General features: G+C 75.2%; 14 protein-coding genes and 2 tRNA genes. 13 read left to right on the top strand and 3 right to left on the bottom strand.

Annotation, left to right across the window (positions count from 1 at the left end):
• The first annotated feature begins 58 nt into the window (after nucleotides 1-58).
• Nucleotides 59-134: transfer RNA gene (locus AFE02nite_RS07470), tRNA-Ala, on the top strand.
• A 113-nt stretch (nucleotides 135-247) separates the two neighbouring features.
• Entirely contained in the window at nucleotides 248-1,735 is a 1,488-nt protein-coding gene (locus AFE02nite_RS07465; protein ID WP_146819375.1) for a family 20 glycosylhydrolase, read from the top strand.
• A gap of 51 nt (nucleotides 1,736-1,786) precedes the next feature.
• Here AFE02nite_RS07465 and AFE02nite_RS07460 read toward each other — a convergent pair whose 3' ends face one another.
• Nucleotides 1,787-3,370 carry a dolichyl-phosphate-mannose--protein mannosyltransferase gene (locus AFE02nite_RS07460; protein ID WP_052114009.1) on the bottom strand — a complete coding sequence of 528 codons (1,584 nt, stop codon included), beginning with the start codon at nucleotides 3,368-3,370 and terminating at the stop codon, nucleotides 1,787-1,789.
• Nucleotides 3,371-3,426: 56 nt separating this feature from the next.
• On the opposite strand from AFE02nite_RS07460, the gene rsmI reads away from it, so the two are divergent.
• The 10 genes from rsmI to AFE02nite_RS07410 all read left to right on the top strand — a co-directional run bounded on the left by rsmI (nucleotide 3,427) and on the right by AFE02nite_RS07410 (nucleotide 15,649).
• Nucleotides 3,427-4,269 (top strand): 16S rRNA (cytidine(1402)-2'-O)-methyltransferase, encoded by an 843-nt coding sequence (gene rsmI, locus AFE02nite_RS07455; RefSeq protein WP_034248605.1) that lies wholly within the window; start codon nucleotides 3,427-3,429, stop codon nucleotides 4,267-4,269.
• A gap of 39 nt (nucleotides 4,270-4,308) precedes the next feature.
• On the top strand, nucleotides 4,309-5,496 hold the full coding sequence (locus AFE02nite_RS07450) for a PQQ-dependent sugar dehydrogenase (RefSeq protein WP_146819374.1): 1,188 nt from the start codon (nucleotides 4,309-4,311) through the stop codon (nucleotides 5,494-5,496).
• A 52-nt stretch (nucleotides 5,497-5,548) separates the two neighbouring features.
• Nucleotides 5,549-6,772 carry a GNAT family N-acetyltransferase gene (locus AFE02nite_RS07445; protein WP_222594361.1) on the top strand — a complete coding sequence of 408 codons (1,224 nt, stop codon included), beginning with the start codon at nucleotides 5,549-5,551 and terminating at the stop codon, nucleotides 6,770-6,772.
• Nucleotides 6,773-7,114: 342 nt separating this feature from the next.
• Nucleotides 7,115-7,978 (top strand): endonuclease domain-containing protein, encoded by an 864-nt coding sequence (locus tag AFE02nite_RS07440; RefSeq protein ID WP_052114042.1) that lies wholly within the window; start codon nucleotides 7,115-7,117, stop codon nucleotides 7,976-7,978.
• Between the two features lie 149 nt (nucleotides 7,979-8,127).
• Nucleotides 8,128-9,951, top strand: coding sequence for a methionine--tRNA ligase (metG, locus tag AFE02nite_RS07435; protein WP_146819372.1), 1,824 nt, complete (start codon nucleotides 8,128-8,130; stop codon nucleotides 9,949-9,951).
• A complete protein-coding gene (locus AFE02nite_RS07430; protein ID WP_146819371.1) occupies nucleotides 9,952-10,947 on the top strand; it encodes a TatD family hydrolase in 996 nt (331 codons plus the stop codon). It abuts the gene before it with no gap.
• A 160-nt stretch (nucleotides 10,948-11,107) separates the two neighbouring features.
• Nucleotides 11,108-12,283: an aggregation-promoting factor C-terminal-like domain-containing protein gene (locus AFE02nite_RS07425; RefSeq protein WP_034248865.1), complete on the top strand. Its 1,176-nt coding sequence runs from the start codon at nucleotides 11,108-11,110 to the stop codon at nucleotides 12,281-12,283.
• A 253-nt stretch (nucleotides 12,284-12,536) separates the two neighbouring features.
• Nucleotides 12,537-13,775: a resuscitation-promoting factor gene (locus AFE02nite_RS07420; RefSeq protein ID WP_052114036.1), complete on the top strand. Its 1,239-nt coding sequence runs from the start codon at nucleotides 12,537-12,539 to the stop codon at nucleotides 13,773-13,775.
• Between the two features lie 75 nt (nucleotides 13,776-13,850).
• The gene (rsmA, locus tag AFE02nite_RS07415; RefSeq protein WP_146819370.1) at nucleotides 13,851-14,747 is read left to right on the top strand and encodes a 16S rRNA (adenine(1518)-N(6)/adenine(1519)-N(6))-dimethyltransferase RsmA; all 897 of its coding nucleotides are present in this window, start codon (nucleotides 13,851-13,853) and stop codon (nucleotides 14,745-14,747) included.
• On the top strand, nucleotides 14,744-15,649 hold the full coding sequence (locus AFE02nite_RS07410; RefSeq protein WP_146819369.1) for a 4-(cytidine 5'-diphospho)-2-C-methyl-D-erythritol kinase: 906 nt from the start codon (nucleotides 14,744-14,746) through the stop codon (nucleotides 15,647-15,649). The genes rsmA and AFE02nite_RS07410 overlap by 4 nt, the downstream gene beginning before the upstream one ends.
• A 16-nt stretch (nucleotides 15,650-15,665) precedes the next feature.
• On the opposite strand, the gene AFE02nite_RS07405 is transcribed toward AFE02nite_RS07410, so the two are convergent.
• Complete coding sequence (locus tag AFE02nite_RS07405) at nucleotides 15,666-16,154, bottom strand: MarR family winged helix-turn-helix transcriptional regulator (RefSeq protein WP_034247681.1); 489 nt, start codon at nucleotides 16,152-16,154, stop codon at nucleotides 15,666-15,668.
• Complete coding sequence (locus AFE02nite_RS07400; RefSeq protein ID WP_034247693.1) at nucleotides 16,151-16,753, bottom strand: TetR/AcrR family transcriptional regulator; 603 nt, start codon at nucleotides 16,751-16,753, stop codon at nucleotides 16,151-16,153. The genes AFE02nite_RS07405 and AFE02nite_RS07400 overlap by 4 nt, the downstream gene beginning before the upstream one ends.
• A 130-nt stretch (nucleotides 16,754-16,883) precedes the next feature.
• On the opposite strand from AFE02nite_RS07400, the gene AFE02nite_RS07395 reads away from it, so the two are divergent.
• A tRNA-Gln gene (locus AFE02nite_RS07395) sits at nucleotides 16,884-16,955 on the top strand.
• Nucleotides 16,956-16,972: the final 17 nt, after the last annotated feature.

Below are 16,972 nucleotides of genomic sequence, written 5' to 3'. Positions count from 1 at the left end.
GCCGTGCCGCACGGGTTCGACCACCGTCTTGCGGGTGCTACCCTTGTACCCGCTTCCTGGGGCTGTGGCGCAGTTGGTAGCGCGTCTCGTTCGCAATGAGAAGGTCAGGGGTTCGAATCCCCTCAGCTCCACCAGGTGAAGGCCCCTTCGGGGGCCTTCGTCATGTCTGGGCCGTGGGCGGCGCGGCGGTGGATAGCCTGGCCCTGACGACGGAACCCCTCCTCCGCCGTCGCCGGAGGCCTGTTCCATGGACCTGCCAGTGGTACCTGTGCCCGTGCGCGGTGAGCGCCGCAGGGGCAGGCCCTTCCGTGCGACCGCGACGACGCGGGTCGTGGTCGGCGACGACCCGGCGGCGGTCGAGACGGCGGTGCTGCTGGCGGCGCGGATCGGCTACGACCTCGGCGCGCCCATCGGCGTGGGGCGCGAGGGTGACACCGACGTCGTCGAGCTGCGGATCGTCGTCGACCCGGCCGAGCTGCCGGTGCCGCGCGACCTCGCACCCGAGCTGGCCGCGGAGGCGTACCGGCTCGAGGTGGACGCCGACCGCGTCGTCGTCAGCGCGCTCGACGCGCGCGGCCTGCTGCGCGGCCTGGCGACCCTCGAGCAGCTCGCCCACCCGGTCGACGACGGCGTCCTCGTGCCGCCGGTGCTCGTGGTCGACCACCCGCGCTTCGCGTGGCGGGGCCTGTGCGTCGACGTCGCCCGGCACTGGTTCGGCCCGGAGACCCTGCGGACCATCGTGGGGCTGCTCTACTCCCTCAAGCTCAACGTGCTGCACCTGCACCTGACCGACGACCAGGGCTGGCGGATCGAGTCGCCGTCGCACCCCTCGCTCGCGGAGGTCTCGGGCCGGACCGCCGTCGGGGGCGACCCCGGTGGCTTCCTCACCGCGGGCCAGTTCGCCGCGCTGGTGACGTTCGCCGAGGCCCGCGGGATCACCGTGGTGCCCGAGATCGACCTGCCGGGGCACGTCAACGCGGCGCTGCACGCGTGCGCCGAGCTGACGCCGGGCGGGGAGGGCAGGCCGGCCTACACGGGGGTCGGGGTGGGGTTCTCCCGCCTGCACGCCGAGCTGCCCGCGACCATCCCGTTCGTGTCCGACGTCCTCGCCGACATCGCGGAGATGACGCCCGGGCCGTACGTGCACATCGGCGGGGACGAGGCCCTGACGATGCACGCCGCCGAGTACGACCACCTCGTCGGGCACGCGGCCCGCGTCGTCGCCGCCGCCGGCAAGACGGTCGTCGGCTGGCAGGAGGCCCTGCGGACGTCGCTGCCGCCCGGGTCGCTCGTGCAGTACTGGGACGAGCGCCCGGCCGACGCGTCGCTCACGGCCGCGCTCGACGCCGGCATCCGGCTGGTCTTCTCGCCCGCGTCCCGCCTCTACCTGGACATGCGCTACGACCCCAGCACGCCCGTGGGCAGCGACTGGGCGGGCTTCATCGACCTGCGCCGCGCCTACGAGTGGGACCCGGTGGCGCTCCTGGGGGTCCCCGAGTCGGCCGTGGCGGGCGTCGAGGCGGCGATCTGGACCGAGAACGTGCGCACGCCCAAGGACCTGTTCGGGCTGCTCCTGCCCAGGCTGGCCGCGGTCGCCGAGGTCGCGTGGTCACCGGGCGCCAGGACCGCCTTCCACGGCTTCACGGCCCGCCTGCGGCACATCACGCCGCGGTGGGACGCCCAGGGGCTGCCGTGGCACCGCGGGGCACTCGCGGAGCGGCCCGGGCCGGGCTGACGCGGCTCGGACGGTTCAGACGGCTCGGACGGCTCGGACGGCTGAGGGGGCCTAGACCCAGCTCTGCAGCCACTGGCGCAGCTGCCACTGCTCGAACGTGATGACCTGGCCCGTCCAGACCGGGTAGAAGAACACCGCCGCGCCGACCACGAGCACCGCGGCCACCACGTAGCCGAGCACGACGAACCGGCGCAGCCCGTCGTCGTCGCGGGACCACCGCCACAGCGCTGTGGCGGCCCACGCGAGCAGGAGCGCCAGGAACGGCAGGAACGCCACCGCGTAGAACGCGAAGATCGGGCGGTCCGCGTAGGCGAACCAGGGGAGCCACCCGGCCGCGACGCCGACGAGGAGCGGCACGGGCGTCAGGTCGCGCCGGCGCACCACGAGCACGATGGCGGCGACCAGGGCGATCGCGGCGAGCCACCACACGAACGGGTTGCCGAGCGACGTCACCGCCTGGGCGCACCGCTCCGCGCCGCACAGGGTGCCGGCCGGCTCGGGGGACTCGTAGAAGAACGACGTCGGCCGCCACTGCACGATCCAGCCGAGCGGAGAGGCGGAGTACGGGTGCTCCGCCTCGAGCGTCGTGTGGAAGTTCCAGATCTGGGCGTGGAAGTGCCACCAGGACCCGATGGCGTCCGTCACCGCGTTGCCGCCGGGCTGGCTCGCGGCCCACTGCCGACCGTAGGAGCCGGCGCTGGCGAACCACGACGTCCAGGTGGCGACGTACACGGCGGCGGCCACGCCGACCAGCGAGGCGAAGGCGGGCAGCGCGTCGCGCAGCAGGGTGCCCTGCCACCACCGGCGCACCCCCGCGCGTCGCCGCGCCGCCGCGTCCCACCCGACGGACAGCAGGCCGAAGGCCGCGACGAAGTACAGGGCCGACCACTTGGTGCCCAGGGCCAGGCCGAGCAGCACGCCGGCGAGCAGACGCCACGGCCGCAGACCGAGCCGTGGTCCGAACCCGGAGCCGGCCTGCGTGCCGTCCATGATCTCCGTGCCGGGCGGAGCGCCCGGTGGACCCGCGGCGAGCCTGGTCAGGTGCGCCGCGGCGTGGTCGCGGTCGACGAGCAGCGCGGCGAACGCGGCGATGAGGAACATGGCCAGGATGCCGTCGAGCAGGGCGACCCGGGACTCGACGATGGCCGTCCCGTCGAGCGCCACGAGGGTGCCGGCGACACCGCCCAGGAGCGTCGAGCCGAGCAGGCGCCGGCCCGCCCGCACCACCAGCAGCACGGTGAGGATCCCGGCCAGGGCGACGGCGATGCGCCACCCGACCCGGTCGTCGCCCCCGAGCAGGCGCATGCCGAGGCCGATCAGCCACTTGCCGACCGGCGGGTGCACGACGAACGCCGCGGTGTCGAGGTGGCTGTCGTACAGGCCCGCCTCGAACGCCGGGTTCGGCTCGGGCGGCCACTGGGCCTCGTAGCCGAGCGTCGCCAGCGTCCAGCCGTCCTTGACGTAGTACGTCTCGTCGAAGACCAGCGGGTAGGGGCGGTCGAGGGCAGGGAGCCGGACCGCCGCCGCGAGCGCTGTCACCGCGAGGGTGAGCGGCCAGCCGGCGCCCCGCTCGAGCGCCGCCGTCAGTCGCGCCCCCACGGCTGCCGGCGGTGCCTCGGTGGTCACGCCGGTCATCGTAGGGGGCCGGTCGTGGCGAAGGGCTGTCGACGGGTGTCGCTAGCCTGGCGGGCATGACTTCCGGGCGCGTCGTGCTGGCGGCCACGCCGATCGGCAATCCCGACGACGCCTCGCCGCGGCTGCTCGCGGCCCTGGCGAGCGCCGACGTCGTCGCGGCCGAGGACACGCGGCGCCTGCTCGGCCTGTGCCGGCGGCTCGGCGTGACGCCCACCGGGCGGGTGCTGAGCTTCCACGAGCACAACGAGGGCGGGCGCCTGGCGGAGCTGCTGGCGGTGGTGCGCGACGGCGGCACGGTGCTCGTGGTGTCCGACGCGGGCATGCCGACCGTGTCCGACCCGGGCTACGGCCTGGTGCGCGCCGCGGCGGCCGAAGGCCTGCCGGTGACCGTCGTCCCCGGCCCGAGCGCGGTCCTGGCGGCGCTCGCCGTGGCCGGGCTGCCCACCGACCGGTTCACCTTCGAGGGGTTCCTGCCGCGCAAGCCGGGGGAGCGGTCGCGCGCGGTCGCCGAGCTCGCCGGCGAGCGGCGCACGATGGTGTTCTTCGAGGCGCCGCACCGCCTCGCTGCAGCGCTCGCGAGCCTCGCCGACGGCCTCGGCGCCGACCGCCCCGCCGCCGTCTGCCGCGAGCTGACGAAGACCTACGAGGAGGTCCTGCGGGCGCCGCTGGCCGAGCTCGCCGCCTGGGCGGCCGCCGAGGAGGTGCGCGGGGAGATCGTCGTCGTCGTGGGCGGGGCGCAGCCGGCCCCGCCTGCGGACGTGGCGGACCTCGTGACCGAGGTGCTCGTCCGCGCGGACCAGGGGGAGCGGCTCAAGGACGCCGTCGCCGTCGTGGCCGAGCGCGCGGGCGTGCCCAAGCGCGCGCTCTACGAGGCAGCCCTCGGCAGGCGCCGGGGCTGACCCCTGGCCAGGCCGTCCGGTCCGACGCACCATGGCGACATGGCTGCGACCCGAAGGGCACGCCGCGTCCGCTGGGCGGGTGGGTGGTCCGCGCTCGCGACGGCGGCGCTCGTGGCGGGCTGCGCGACGCCGGAGCCCGCGCCGACGCCGTCGGTGGTGCTGGTGACGCCCGAGCCGGCCGAGACGCGCGCCGCCCCGCCGGACCCGCCGTCGATGGCGCAGCCGCCCGCGCTGGCCGCCGCCACCGCCGATCCCCAGGACGTGCTGGTGGGGCTGGACGCGCCGTGGGGCCTGGCGTTCCTGCCGTCGGGCGCGGTGCTGGTCACGTTGCGCGACCGGGCGGTCGTCCTTCTCCTGGACGCCGGCGGGGTGCGCGAGCTGACCGGGCCGGGCGCGGGCGAGCTGGCGTCCGGGACCGTGACCCGCGGCGAGGGCGGCCTGCTGGGGGTCGCGGTGTCGCCCGAGTTCGCCGTCGACGGGCTCGTGTACCTCTACCGGACGGCCCCGGACGGCAACCAGGTGGTGCGCGGCGAGCTCGACAGCCTGGCGGGCTCGCTCGGCCCGCTCACGCCGGTGCTCACCGGGATCCCCGCGGCCGAGAACCACAACGGTGGGCGGCTCGCCTTCGGCCCGGACGGGATGCTCTACGTCACGACCGGCGACGCCACGGAGCGCCCCGCCTCGCAGGACCCCGCCTCGCTCGCCGGCAAGATCCTGCGCCTGACGCCCGACGGCGCGCCCGCCCCGGGCAACCCGACGCCCGGGAGCCCGGTGTGGAGCCTCGGCCACCGCAACGTGCAGGGGATCGGCTGGGACGGGGCCGGGCGGATGTTCGCGAGCGAGTTCGGCCAGAACACGTGGGACGAGCTGAACGAGATCACGCCCGGCAGCAACTACGGGTGGCCGCAGGTGGAGGGCGCGGGCGGTGTCGCGGGCTTCGTCGACCCCCTCGCCGTCTGGCCGACCGACGACGCTTCGCCGAGCGGGATCGCGGTGACCGACGACGCCGTGTACCTCGCGGCTCTGCGCGGCCGGCGGCTGTGGGTGGTCCCCCTGACGGCCGACGGCGCGGGTGAGCCGCGGGCGGTGCTCGTCGACGCGCTCGGGCGCCTGCGCGCCGCCGCCATCGGGCCTGACGGCGCCCTGTGGCTGCTCACGAACAACACCGACGGCCGGGGTGACCCGCGCGACGGCGACGACCGGCTGGTCCGGATGCTGCCGCCGTGACCGATGATCGAAAAGGCTCGTCGCCGCGGGTCGGGGATGTCAGGGTTGTCCGGTGTCCACCGAGCAGACCCCTGAACCGACCGCCGACCTGCCCGGTGGGCTCGTCCTGCGGACCGCGTGTCCGGCCGACCTCGACCAGATCGGGGAGCTGCTCGAGCGTCGCGGCGAGCCCGGCGACGCCTGCGACCAGCGGCTCGTCGCTCTCGACCCGGACGAGGGCTGGCGGTCCACCGCGGTCGTCGTCGACGGCGACAGGGTGGTGAGCACCGCGACGCTGCTGGACGAGACGCTGCGGCTCGGCGACGTCGTGCTGCCCGCGGGGCAGGTCGAGCTCGTGGCTACCGACGCCGCGTACGAGGGTCGCGGGCTCGTCCGGGCCCTCATGGGCTGGGCGCATGCGGAGTCCGCGCGCCGCGGGCACCTGGTCCAGGAGATGGTGGGGATCCCGTACTTCTACCGGCTCTTCGGCTACGAGTACGCCATCGGGCAGCCGCGCGCGCGCCGGCTGACGGGCGTCCCCGCGGGCGGGCGGGGCGACGTCGTGCGGCCGGCGACGGCGGCCGACATCCCCGCGCTCGCCGCGCTCCAGGAGGTCGCGCAGGCGGGCTTCGACCTCGCCGTGCCGCACCCGGCGGCGCGCTGGCGCTGGCTCGTGGCGCACGAGGCGACCCGCACGCTCGTCGTCGAGCGGGACGGGCGCGTGGTCGGCTCGGGCCGGATCAGCCCCGGCAGCGGGCTCGTCGCGGAGGCCACGGCGCAGGACGCCGACGCGGTGGCCGACCTGCTCGGCGCCGTGGCGCGCCAGTCCGAGAGCGGCCGGGTCGGCGTCGTCGAGCGGCTGGGGACGTGCGTGCACACGGTGTGCGAGCCGCTCATGGAGGCGGCCGGGAACCGCGCCGAGCAGTACTACGTGCGGATCCCGGACGACGCGGCGGTGCTCGACGCCCTGCGCCCGGTGCTCTCCGCGCGGCTCGCGGCGGCCGGCCTGGAGCGCGAGGAGGTCCTGCTGTCCACCTACCGGCGGCACTACCGGTTCCCGGTGGGGCCGGACGGGCTGGGGACGGCCGTCGTCGGCGGGCCGCTGCAGGACCCGGTGGACAACGGCGGGGCCGGGGTGGCGCCGGACTGGCTGCCCGCGCTGCTCTTCGGGCCGTGGGGCATCGAGGGCCTGGAGCGGCTACGGCCGGACGTGACCGCCGCCGGCGACGAGGAGCTGTTCGGCGCCCTCTTCCCGCCCGTGACCGCGGACGTGCTCTCCTACTACCTGCCGTTCTGAGCACCGGCGTTCTGACCCTGCCGCCGCGCACTGGTTTCCTCTCCTCGCGTACACGCACCGCCGCTCTTGTGACAGATGTGGCCAACGGGACCGGAGTGACGGCTCCTGCGTCTCAGCGGGCACATCAGTACCAAGTGCGGCGCTCCGCGCCAGCTCACGGGGCTGCCGGGACCCATGGGGGCTCGCGCAGGGGGCAGTGGCTGCGTGGGAGGTGTCCGCGTTCGGGCGGCGCCCAGGGGAACGGCGCCTCGTGGGAGAAGGTCAGGCCTGTGGATGGCGAGGGGTCCACATCCGCGGAGGGCCGACCGAGGGGGCCCGGGTGGGAGAGGTCATGGTCGACGGGTGCCCGACGACGTCGTGAGCTTCCTCGCCGCGCGGCACGGAGCCGCGCGGCTGGCGGATCTGACGGCGCGTTTTCCCCGCCGTCGCGTGGCCGATGCGGTGAGCCGCGGGGCCGTCGAGCGACTGCCCGGTGGGGTGCACGTGCTGCCGGGGACGCCGCTCCCGGTGGTCACCGCGGTGGTCCACAACGGAGCCCTCACCTGCGTCTCGGCGGTGCAGCACCGCCGACTCGCGGTCCTCGTCCCGCCGGACGTGCCACACGTCGCGGTACCCCGGCCGCGCGGGGACAGGCCGTCGCCGATCCGCGACGACTACCCGGCTGTCCGTCATCGGTGCGGTGGGCACGTCGGCAGGGTCATCGCGACCGTCCCCGAGGCGCTCGCGCGGATGCTGCTCTGCGTTCCGGCTGCGGAGGCGATGGTCAGCATCGACTCCGCGCTGAACCAGGGCCGGGCCACGCTGGCGGCGGTCGCCCGAGCACTGCCCGCGACGGCGCCGGCCGGCTGCCGGCTCGTCCTGCGGCTCGCCGACGGGCGTGCCGCGTCGCCCACCGAGACGCTCGCACGCCTGGCTCTGCGGGCTGCGGGCCTGCACGTCGAGGTGGGCGTGCCGATCACCGACGTCGGCTTCGTCGACCTGCTCGTCGAGGGCAGGGTGGTCGTCGAGCTGGACGGGTTCGCGTACCACTCCGGGCGTCGGGAGTTCGCCGCTGACCGTCGCCGGGACCGAGAACTCGTGGCGCGGGGGTTCCTGGTGCTGCGCTTCACCTATGGGGATGTCGTGGGCGACCCGCAGGTGGTCGTCCGTGCGGTCCGCGCAGGCCTGTCATCCCGCGCAGCCGTGCACGGACCGCCGCGCCTGTGACTCCTGGGGGCTGGAGTGGCACGAGTGCTGTCACACGCGCCGCAACGGTCACGCCTGTCACAGGTGCGGCGGTCCATGAACGGCGACGATGCTGACGCGAGAGACCCGGTCCCGGGAGCCCGCGCCGGCGCTCACTAGGATCGGGGCCCATGGCCCACATCCTCTCGGCGGTCGCCTGGCCCTACGCCAACGGACCCCGTCACATCGGACACGTCGCCGGCTTCGGCGTCCCCTCGGACGTCTTCAGCCGGTACATGCGGATGGCGGGCCATGACGTCCTCATGGTCTCGGGCACCGACGAGCACGGCACGCCGATCCTGGTCCAGGCGGACAAGGAGGGCGTCACCGCCAAGGAGCTCGCCGACAAGAACAACGCGATCATCGTGCAGGACCTGGTGGACCTCGGCCTGTCCTACGACCTGTTCACGCGCACGACGACGGGCAACCACTACCGCACCGTCCAGGAGCTCTTCTCGACCGTGCACCGCAACGGGTACATGGTCGAGCAGACCACGCAGGCGGCGATCAGCCCGTCGACGGGCCGCACCCTGCCCGACCGCTACATCGAGGGCACCTGTCCCATCTGCGGGTACACCGACGCCCGCGGCGACCAGTGCGACAACTGCGGCAACCAGCTCGACCCGACGGACCTCATCGACCCGCGCAGCAAGATCAACGGCGAGACGCCGCAGTTCGTGGAGACCGAGCACTTCTTCCTCGACCTGCCGGCGCTCGCCGAGGCCCTGGGCGCCTGGTTGGACGAGCGCGAGGCCACGGGGCTGTGGCGGCCGAACGTCATCAAGTTCAGCCAGAACATCCTCCAGGACATCCGCCCGCGCGCGATGACCCGGGACATCGACTGGGGCATCCCGATCCCGCTCGAGGGCTGGCGCGAGCAGCCGACCAAGCGCCTCTACGTGTGGTTCGACGCCGTGATCGGCTACCTGTCGGCGAGCATCGAGTGGGCGCGTCGCACCGGCGAGCCGGAGCGCTGGCGGGAGTGGTGGAACGACAGCGAGGCGCTGTCGTACTACTTCATGGGCAAGGACAACATCGTCTTCCACTCCCAGATCTGGCCGGCCGAGCTCCTCGCCTACAACGGGCAGGGCGAGCGCGGCGGCGAGCCGGGGGAGTACGGCGTGCTCAACCTGCCCACCGAGGTGGTCTCGAGCGAGTTCCTCACCATGGAGGGCAAGCAGTTCTCCTCGTCCCGCGGCGTCGTCATCTACGTGGGCGACGTGCTGGCGCGCTACCAGCCCGACGCCCTGCGGTACTTCATCTCCGCGGCCGGGCCGGAGACCTCGGACTCGGACTTCACCTGGTCGGAGTTCGTCCAGCGCACCAACTCCGAGCTCGTCGCGGGCTGGGGGAACCTGGTCAACCGCACGGCGACGATGATCGCCAAGAGCTTCGGCGAGATCCCGGCGGCGGGGGCCCTCGAGCCCGTCGACGAGGCCGTGCTCGCGACCGTCCGGGCCGGCTTCGACACCGTCGGCGGCCTCATCGGGCGGCACCGCCAGCGGGCCGCGATCGCCGAGGCGATGCGCGTCGTCGGCGAGGTGAACAAGTACGTGTCCACCACCGAGCCGTACAAGATGAAGGACGAGTCGCAGCGCGAGCGCCTGGCCACGGTGCTGCACGTCGCCGCCCAGTGCGTGAGCGACTGCAACACGCTCCTCGCCCCGTTCCTGCCGCACTCGGCGAACAAGGTGCACCAGGTGCTGGGCGGCGAGGGCGAGTTCATGCCGATGCCGCGCATCGAGCACGTCACGGAGCTGGACCCGGGTTCGGGTGCCGGCTTGGAGACGTACCCGGTCATCACCGGCGACTACTCCACGACGCCGCGCTGGGAGTCGCGCCCAGTCGTCGTCGGCACGCCGGTGGACAAGCCCACGCCGGTCTTCACCAAGCTCGACGACGCGGTCGTCGCCACGGAGCTCGACCGCCTGCGGGGCGCCGCCGGGGAGGGCTGAGTGGCGCGGCGACCGCGGGACACGAGCTGGCCGCCGGACCCGGAGCCGCTGCCCCACCCCGTCCCCGACAACCACACGCACCTCGACGCGGTCCTTGCGGAGACCGATGCGGCGGGCTGGCGCGTCCGCGCGTCGGACGGCGCCGCCCCGGCCGCTCCCGACGCCGGTGCTCCCGATGGCGGCGCAGCCGACGGCGGCGCTCCCGAGCTGACCGTCGCCGACGTGCTGGCCCGCGCGGCCGCCGTCGGCGTGGACCGCGTGCTCACCGTGGGCTGCGACCTGCCCGCCGTCGACTGGACGCTCGCCGCGGTGCGGGCCCACCCGGTGCTCGGCGCCGTGGCGATCCACCCGAACGAGGCGGTGCTGCACGCCGGCGTGCGCGAGGTCGCGCCGGACGGCCTGGACCCCGACCCCCGGCCGCACCACGACGTGCCGCTCGACGAGGCGGTCGCGCGCGTCGCGGCGGCCGCGCGCTCGCAGGCGCGGATCCGCGCCATCGGCGAGACCGGGCTCGACCACTTCCGGGCCGGCGAGGGTGGCCGAGCCGTCCAGCGCGAGGCCTTCCGCGCCCACCTGGCGCTGGCCAAGGAGCTCGGCCTGCCGGTGCAGATCCACGACCGGGACGCGCACGAGGCGGTCCTGGACGTCCTCGCCCGCGACGGTGCGCCGGAGCGGACGGTCTTCCACTGCTTCTCGGGGGACGCGGCCCTCGCGCGGTTCGCGGTCGGGCAGGGGTGGTACCTGTCGTTCGCCGGGCCGGTGACGTTCGCGTCGTCGGCCGCGCTGCGGGCCGCGCTGCACGAGGTGCCGCTGTCACAGCTGCTCGTGGAGACGGACGCCCCGTACCTCGCGCCGCACCCGGCGCGCGGGCGGCCGAACGCGCCGTACCTGCTGGCGGCCACTGTGCGGGCGATCGCGGCGGAGCTGGGGCTGGACCTGGCCGAGCTGTGCCGCGCGCTGGACCGCACCGCGGAGCAGGTCTACGGGCCCTGGTAGGCACCCGGCGCGACGTGCTGGGGCGCGGTCCGACGGACGTCACCCGGGCGGATTCCACCCCCTCGACTACCGGTCGTCGTGTCCTTTCCGTTACCGTCGTCGGGTCCCGTGGTGCCCAGGCGGCCCCGGACGGATCCTGTCGGGCGAGGTTCGGAGCTACGTGCACGGTCATCGGGAGGTCCGCCACGCGCGCGTCGAGCGAGGTCGGCTCGCCGCTCAGGCGGCGGTGCTCGCGGTCCTCGTCGCCGGCACGACGGCGTTCGCGACCCTGCACAAGACGGTGACGCTCGACGTGGACGGCCAGGTCACCACCGTGTCGGCCTTCGGGCGCACGGTCGGGGACGTCCTCGCGGCCCAGGGTGTCGAGGTCGGGGAGCGCGACCTGGTCGTGCCCGCCGTCGGCAGCGGCGCCCCGGAGGGTGCGGAGATCGTCGTCCGGCACGCCCGCCAGCTCTCCGTCGAGATCGACGGCGAGGAGCAGCTGGTGTGGACCACCGCGCTCACCGTGGACGAGCTCGTGGCCGAGATGGGCATGCGCGGGCAGGTCCGCGCATCGGCCTCGCGGGCCTCCGACCTGGGACGGGACCTCCTGCGGATCTCCACCACCAAGACCGTGCACGTGAGCGTCGACGGCGGCACGCAGGACGTGGTGACCTCGGCCTCCACGGTGCGCGAGGTGCTGCGCGAGCTCGGCGTCGTGCTCGGGGAGTACGACCGGGTCTCGGTCTCGCTCGACGCGGCCGCGGTCGACGGGCTCGTGGTGCTGGTCACCCGGGTGCAGGGCGTCACGCGCACGGAGACGACGGAGCAGCCGTACACGACGGTGCGGCAGGAGGACCCGCAGCTGGCCGCCGGCCGTGAGGTCGTCGCCACCGCCGGCCGCCCCGGCACGAAGGCCGTGACCTACCTGTCCTACGAGGCCGACGGCGTCGAGCTGGGCCGGATGGTGCTCGCGGAGTCGGTCATCCAGGCGCCCGTCGACGAGGTCGTCCGCGTCGGGACCTTCACGGCCCCCGCGGCGGCACCGGTCGAGGCGGGCACCGCGCGCGCCGTCGGGCTCGAGCTGACGCTCGCCCGCGGCTGGGACGAGACGCAGTTCGCGTGCCTGGACGCGCTGTGGAGCGCGGAGAGCGGGTGGCGCGTCAACGCGTCCAACTCCAGCTCGGGCGCCTACGGCATCCCGCAGGCCCTGCCCGGCTCGAAGATGGCGAGCGTGGGCGCGGACTGGCAGACCAACCCGGCCACCCAGATCACCTGGGGCCTGAACTACATCCAGGGTCGGTACGGCACCCCCTGCGACGCCTGGGCCTTCTTCCAGACCAAGCACTGGTACTGACCGGCATCCCGGTCGCAGCCGGGACGCCGGGTGCGGGTTCGCGCGTCACCGATTCGCTTCTCGATCACGAATAGGTTACGGTCGCGTGTCGCTCTTGACAGCGCCCGGCCTCGCGCCGTCGGCGTTGCGTTGACGGAGCAGACCGGCCGGCCCACGGGGCAGGCCGTGACGGCCGGATCGGGGGCCTCACCCCTCCACGGCGCGCAGCGCGCGCCCGCCCCCCGTGCCCGGGACGACCGACCCCAGGACCCACGTGACCTTCTCGCTGCCTCGCGCCCTCCGTCGCTCCACCTCGCAGACCCCGGCCGACCCCGTCGCCGACGTCGAGCTCCAGAACGCACCAGGGCCCGCCGCAGCGGCCCCGACCGCGCCCGGCCGGGGACGGTCCGTCGTCCGCCTCGGCGCGCTCGCGGCGGCCGCGGTGGTGCTGGTGACCGGATCGGTCGCCGTCGCCCGCGCCCACAAGACCGTGACCCTCGACATCGACGGCGAGGTGGTCCAGGTCGGCACGTTCGCCGGCAGCGTCGAGGGCCTCCTCGACGACCGCGGCGTCGACGTCGGCAGCCGCGACGTCGTCGCGCCCGACCTGGGCGCCGAGCTCGACTCCGGCGACGAGATCGTGGTGCGCCACGCGCACGCGCTGCGGGTGCTCGCCGACGGCGAGGAGACGACCGTCTGGACGACCGCCCTCACCGCGGACGAGGCCCTCGAGGCGCTCGCGGCGCGTGGCTCGGACGTCCGGCTGGTGCCCTCGCGGTCGACCGGCGGCACCCGGCCCGACCTGTCCCTGCGCCTGCGGCCCGACGGCCCCGTGGACGTCGTCGTCGACGGTCGCACCGAGCGGGTGGCCGACGGCTCCGTCGGCGTCGAGGCGATGTTCGCCGACCTCGGCATCAGCCTCGCGGCCCGGGACCGCGTCACGATCTCCCCGGCCGCGACGCCGGGCGCCGCGATGACCGTCCTCGTGCAGCGCGTCGTCGTGCGCGAGGTGCCGTCCACCAGCGAGGTGCCGTTCGACACCGTGACGCAGGCCTCCGCGGAGCTGTACCGCGGCGAGAGCCGCACCGTGACCACCGGCGTCCCGGGCGAGCTGCGCAGAGTGCACCGCGTGGTGATGGTCGACGGCGTCGAGGAGTCCCGTCAGCTGCTCGAGGAGCGCCTGACGCGCGAGCCGGTGACGGCCGTCGTGCACGAGGGCACGCGTGCCCGCCCTGCGCGCACGAGCACCGGCGGCGGCGCCGTCGTGCTCGACGGCGGGGTCTGGGACGCGCTGGCCCGCTGCGAGTCCGGCGGCAACCCGGGCGCGATCTCGGCGAGCGGGAAGTACTACGGCCTGTTCCAGTTCTCGCTGTCGACGTGGCAGGCCATGGGCGGCTCCGGCCTGCCCAGCGACGCCCCGGCGAGCGAGCAGCTCCAGCGGGCCCAGGCCCTGCAGGCGCGGTCGGGCTGGGGCCAGTGGCCGGCCTGCGCGCGCAGCCTCGGCCTGCTCTGAGCGGCCCGACGCGCGGCCCGTGGTCCGGGTGCTCCCCGGCCACGGGCCCGCTCGGCGTGCCCCTACGCTGGCCGCATGAGTGACGCCCTGCTCGGCCCGGCGCAGGTGCGCGACCTCGCCGAGGGGCTCGGCGTGCGGCCGACCAAGGCTCGCGGCCAGAACTTCGTCGTCGACGCCGGCACCATCCGCCGCATCGTCCGCGTGGCGGGCGTGCAGGCCGGGGAGTCCGTCGTCGAGGTAGGCCCCGGGCTGGGCTCGCTGACGCTCGGCCTGCTCGAGGCCGGCGCCCAGGTCACGGCCGTCGAGATCGACCCGCTGCTCGCGGGCGCGTTGCCCGGGACCGTCGGCACCGTCGCGCCCGGCTGGGCGGACCGGCTGACGGTCGTGACGGCCGACGCGCTGACGGTCACGGACCTGCCCGGGCCGGCGGGGCCGCCGACGGCGCTGGTCGCCAACCTCCCCTACAACGTCGCCGTGCCGGTGCTGCTGACGTTCCTGGCCCGGTTCCCGACGCTCGAGCGCGTCCTGGTCATGGTCCAGGCCGAGGTCGCGGACCGCCTGGTCGCGCCCCCGGGCAGCCGCACCTACGGCGTGCCGTCGGCGAAGGCCGCCTGGTACGCCGACGCGCGGCGCGCCGGCTCGGTGGGCCGCGCCGTCTTCTGGCCCGTGCCGCGCGTCGACTCGGCGCTCGTCGCGCTCGAGCGCCGCGACCCGCCGCCGACGACGGCGACGCGAGCGCAGGTCTTCGCCGTCGTCGACGCGGCCTTCGCGCAGCGACGCAAGACGATGCGGGCCGCCCTGGCAGGGCTCGCCGGCTCGGGCGAGGCCGCCGAGGCGGCCCTCGTCGGCGCGGGCCTGGACCCGGCCGTGCGGGGCGAGCGCCTCGCCATCGGCGAGTTCGCCCGCGTGGCCGAGCGCCTCACCTGGGCCACGGAGCCGCGGCGCGGCGGGTCCGGGAGGGTGGGGACATGAGCATCCGCGTCCGAGCGCCCGGCAAGGTCAACCTGTCCCTCGCCGTGGGGCGGCGCCAGGAGGACGGCTTCCACCCGCTCGCCACGGTCTTCCAGGCCGTCTCGCTCGTGGAGGAGCTCGTCGCGACGCCGGCCGACGACGTCACGGTCGAGGTCACGGGACCGCAGGCCGGCCTGGTGCCCACCGACGGGTCCAACCTCGCCGTCCGGGCGGCGCGCCTGCTCGCCGACGCCACGGGCGTCGAGGCCGGGGTGCACCTGGCGATCCGCAAGGACGTGCCCGTCGCCGGCGGCATGGCCGGTGGGTCGGCGGACGCCGCGGCGGCGCTCGTCGCGTGCGACGCGCTCTGGGGCACCGGACTGCCCCGCAGCGAGCTCGCCCGGCTCGCGGCCGATCTCGGCTCGGACGTGCCGTTCGCGCTGCAGGGCGGCACGGCGGTCGGCACGGGGCGCGGGCACCTGCTCAGCCCGGTGCTCAGCCGCGGCGAGTACCACTGGACCGTCGGTCTCTCGCCCCGTGGGCTGTCCACGCCGGAGGTCTTCGGCGCCTTCGACGCCCTCGTCGGCGCGGCGGTGGACCCGGACCCCGTGGTCGACGACGCGCTGCTGCGGGCGCTGCTGGCGGGCGACGCGGAGGCGGTCGGCGCCGCCCTCAGCAACGACCTGCAGCACGCGGCGCTCGAGCTGGCCCCGGAGCTCGCGGAGACGCTGGCCGTGGCCGAGGACGCCGGCGCGCTCGGCGTCGTCGTCAGCGGTTCGGGCCCGACGGTCGTCGCGCTCGCGGCGAGCCCGGGGCACGCCGTCGCCATCGGCCGGGCGCTGCTCGACGCGCACGTGGTCGCGGGGGTGCGGCAGGCCGTGGGCCCGGTGCCCGGGGCCCGGCTCGTCGCGGAGCGCGGCTGACCGGTCCCGTCGGGGCTCAGGCCTCGAACGGCGTGACCACCACGCGCAGCAGGTCGGCGAGCGCCGCGCGGTCCACCTCGCTCAGGACCGCCAGGAGCTCACCCTCCACCCGGAGCAGGTCCTCCATGGCGCCGTCGACCCGCGCCCGGCCCTCGGCCGTCAGGTGGACGAGGACGCCGCGCCGGTCGGCCGGGGCGGGCAGGCGCTCGACGAGCCCGCGCTCCGCGAGGCGGTCGATCCGGTTGGTCATGGTGCCGCTCGTGACGAGCGTCTGCGCGACGAGCGTGCCCGGCGAGAGCTCGTACGGCTTGCCCGCCCGGCGCAGCGCCGACAGCACGTCGAACTCCCAGACCTCGAGCTGGTGCTTCGCGAACGCGGCGCGGCGCATGATGTCGAGGTGCCGGGCGAGCCGGGTGACCCGGGACAGGATCGACAGCGGTGCGACGTCGAGGTCCGGCCGCTCCCGCTGCCACGCCTCGACGATCCGGTCCACCTCGTCGATCACGCCGTCTCCCCTCGCAGCTGCGGGTTCTTCTGCAGGCCCGCCAGGCCGTTCCAGGCCAGGTTCACCAGGTGCGCGGCGACCTCGTCCTTCTTCGGGTTGCGCGCGTCGAGCCAGTACTGGCCGGTCAGGGCCACCATGCCCACGAGCATCTGTGCGTAGATGGGTGCCGTCCGCGGGTCGAGGCCGCGCTTGGTGAACTGCTCCGCGAGCAGGTGCTCCACCTGCATCGCGACGTCGCCGATGAGGCTGGAGAACGTGCCGGTGGCCTGGGCCACGGGGGAGTCGCGGACGAGGATGCGGAATCCGTCGGTGGAGGACTCGATGTAGTCCAGCAGCGCCAGGGCCGTCCGCTCGACGAGCACCTGCGGGTGCCCGCCGCGCTCGAGCGCCCCGATCAGGGCCTGCGTCAGCGCCTGGATCTCCCGGTCGACGACGACGGCGTACATGCCCTCCTTGCCGCCGAAGTGCTCGTACACGACGGGCTTGGACACCTGGGCGCGGGCCGCGATCTCCTCGACGCTCGTGCCCTCGAAGCCCTTCTCGGCGAAGAGCCGCCGGGACACGTCGAGGAGCTGCTCGCGGCGCTGTGACGCCGTCATCCGGGCGCGCACGGGTCGCTTGGTGGAGGCGCTCACCGGGCCATCATGCCGCGCCGGGCTGGCAGACTGGGCGACCGTCGGTCCCGACTCGCCCCCCGGTGATCAGTCCGGGGATCCGCCCGGGCCGCGGTCCGCCCTGGTGTAACGGCAGCACGCAGGCCTTTGGAGCCTTGCGGTCCAGGTTCGAATCCTGGGGGCGGAGCCCACCGGGCGGGCGTC

It is taken from the genome of Actinotalea fermentans, assembly GCF_007991475.1.
GTDB lineage: Bacteria > Actinomycetota > Actinomycetes > Actinomycetales > Cellulomonadaceae > Actinotalea > Actinotalea fermentans.
Note: the sequence above shows the minus strand (reverse complement) of the source record. Positions and strands in the feature narration are given on the sequence as shown.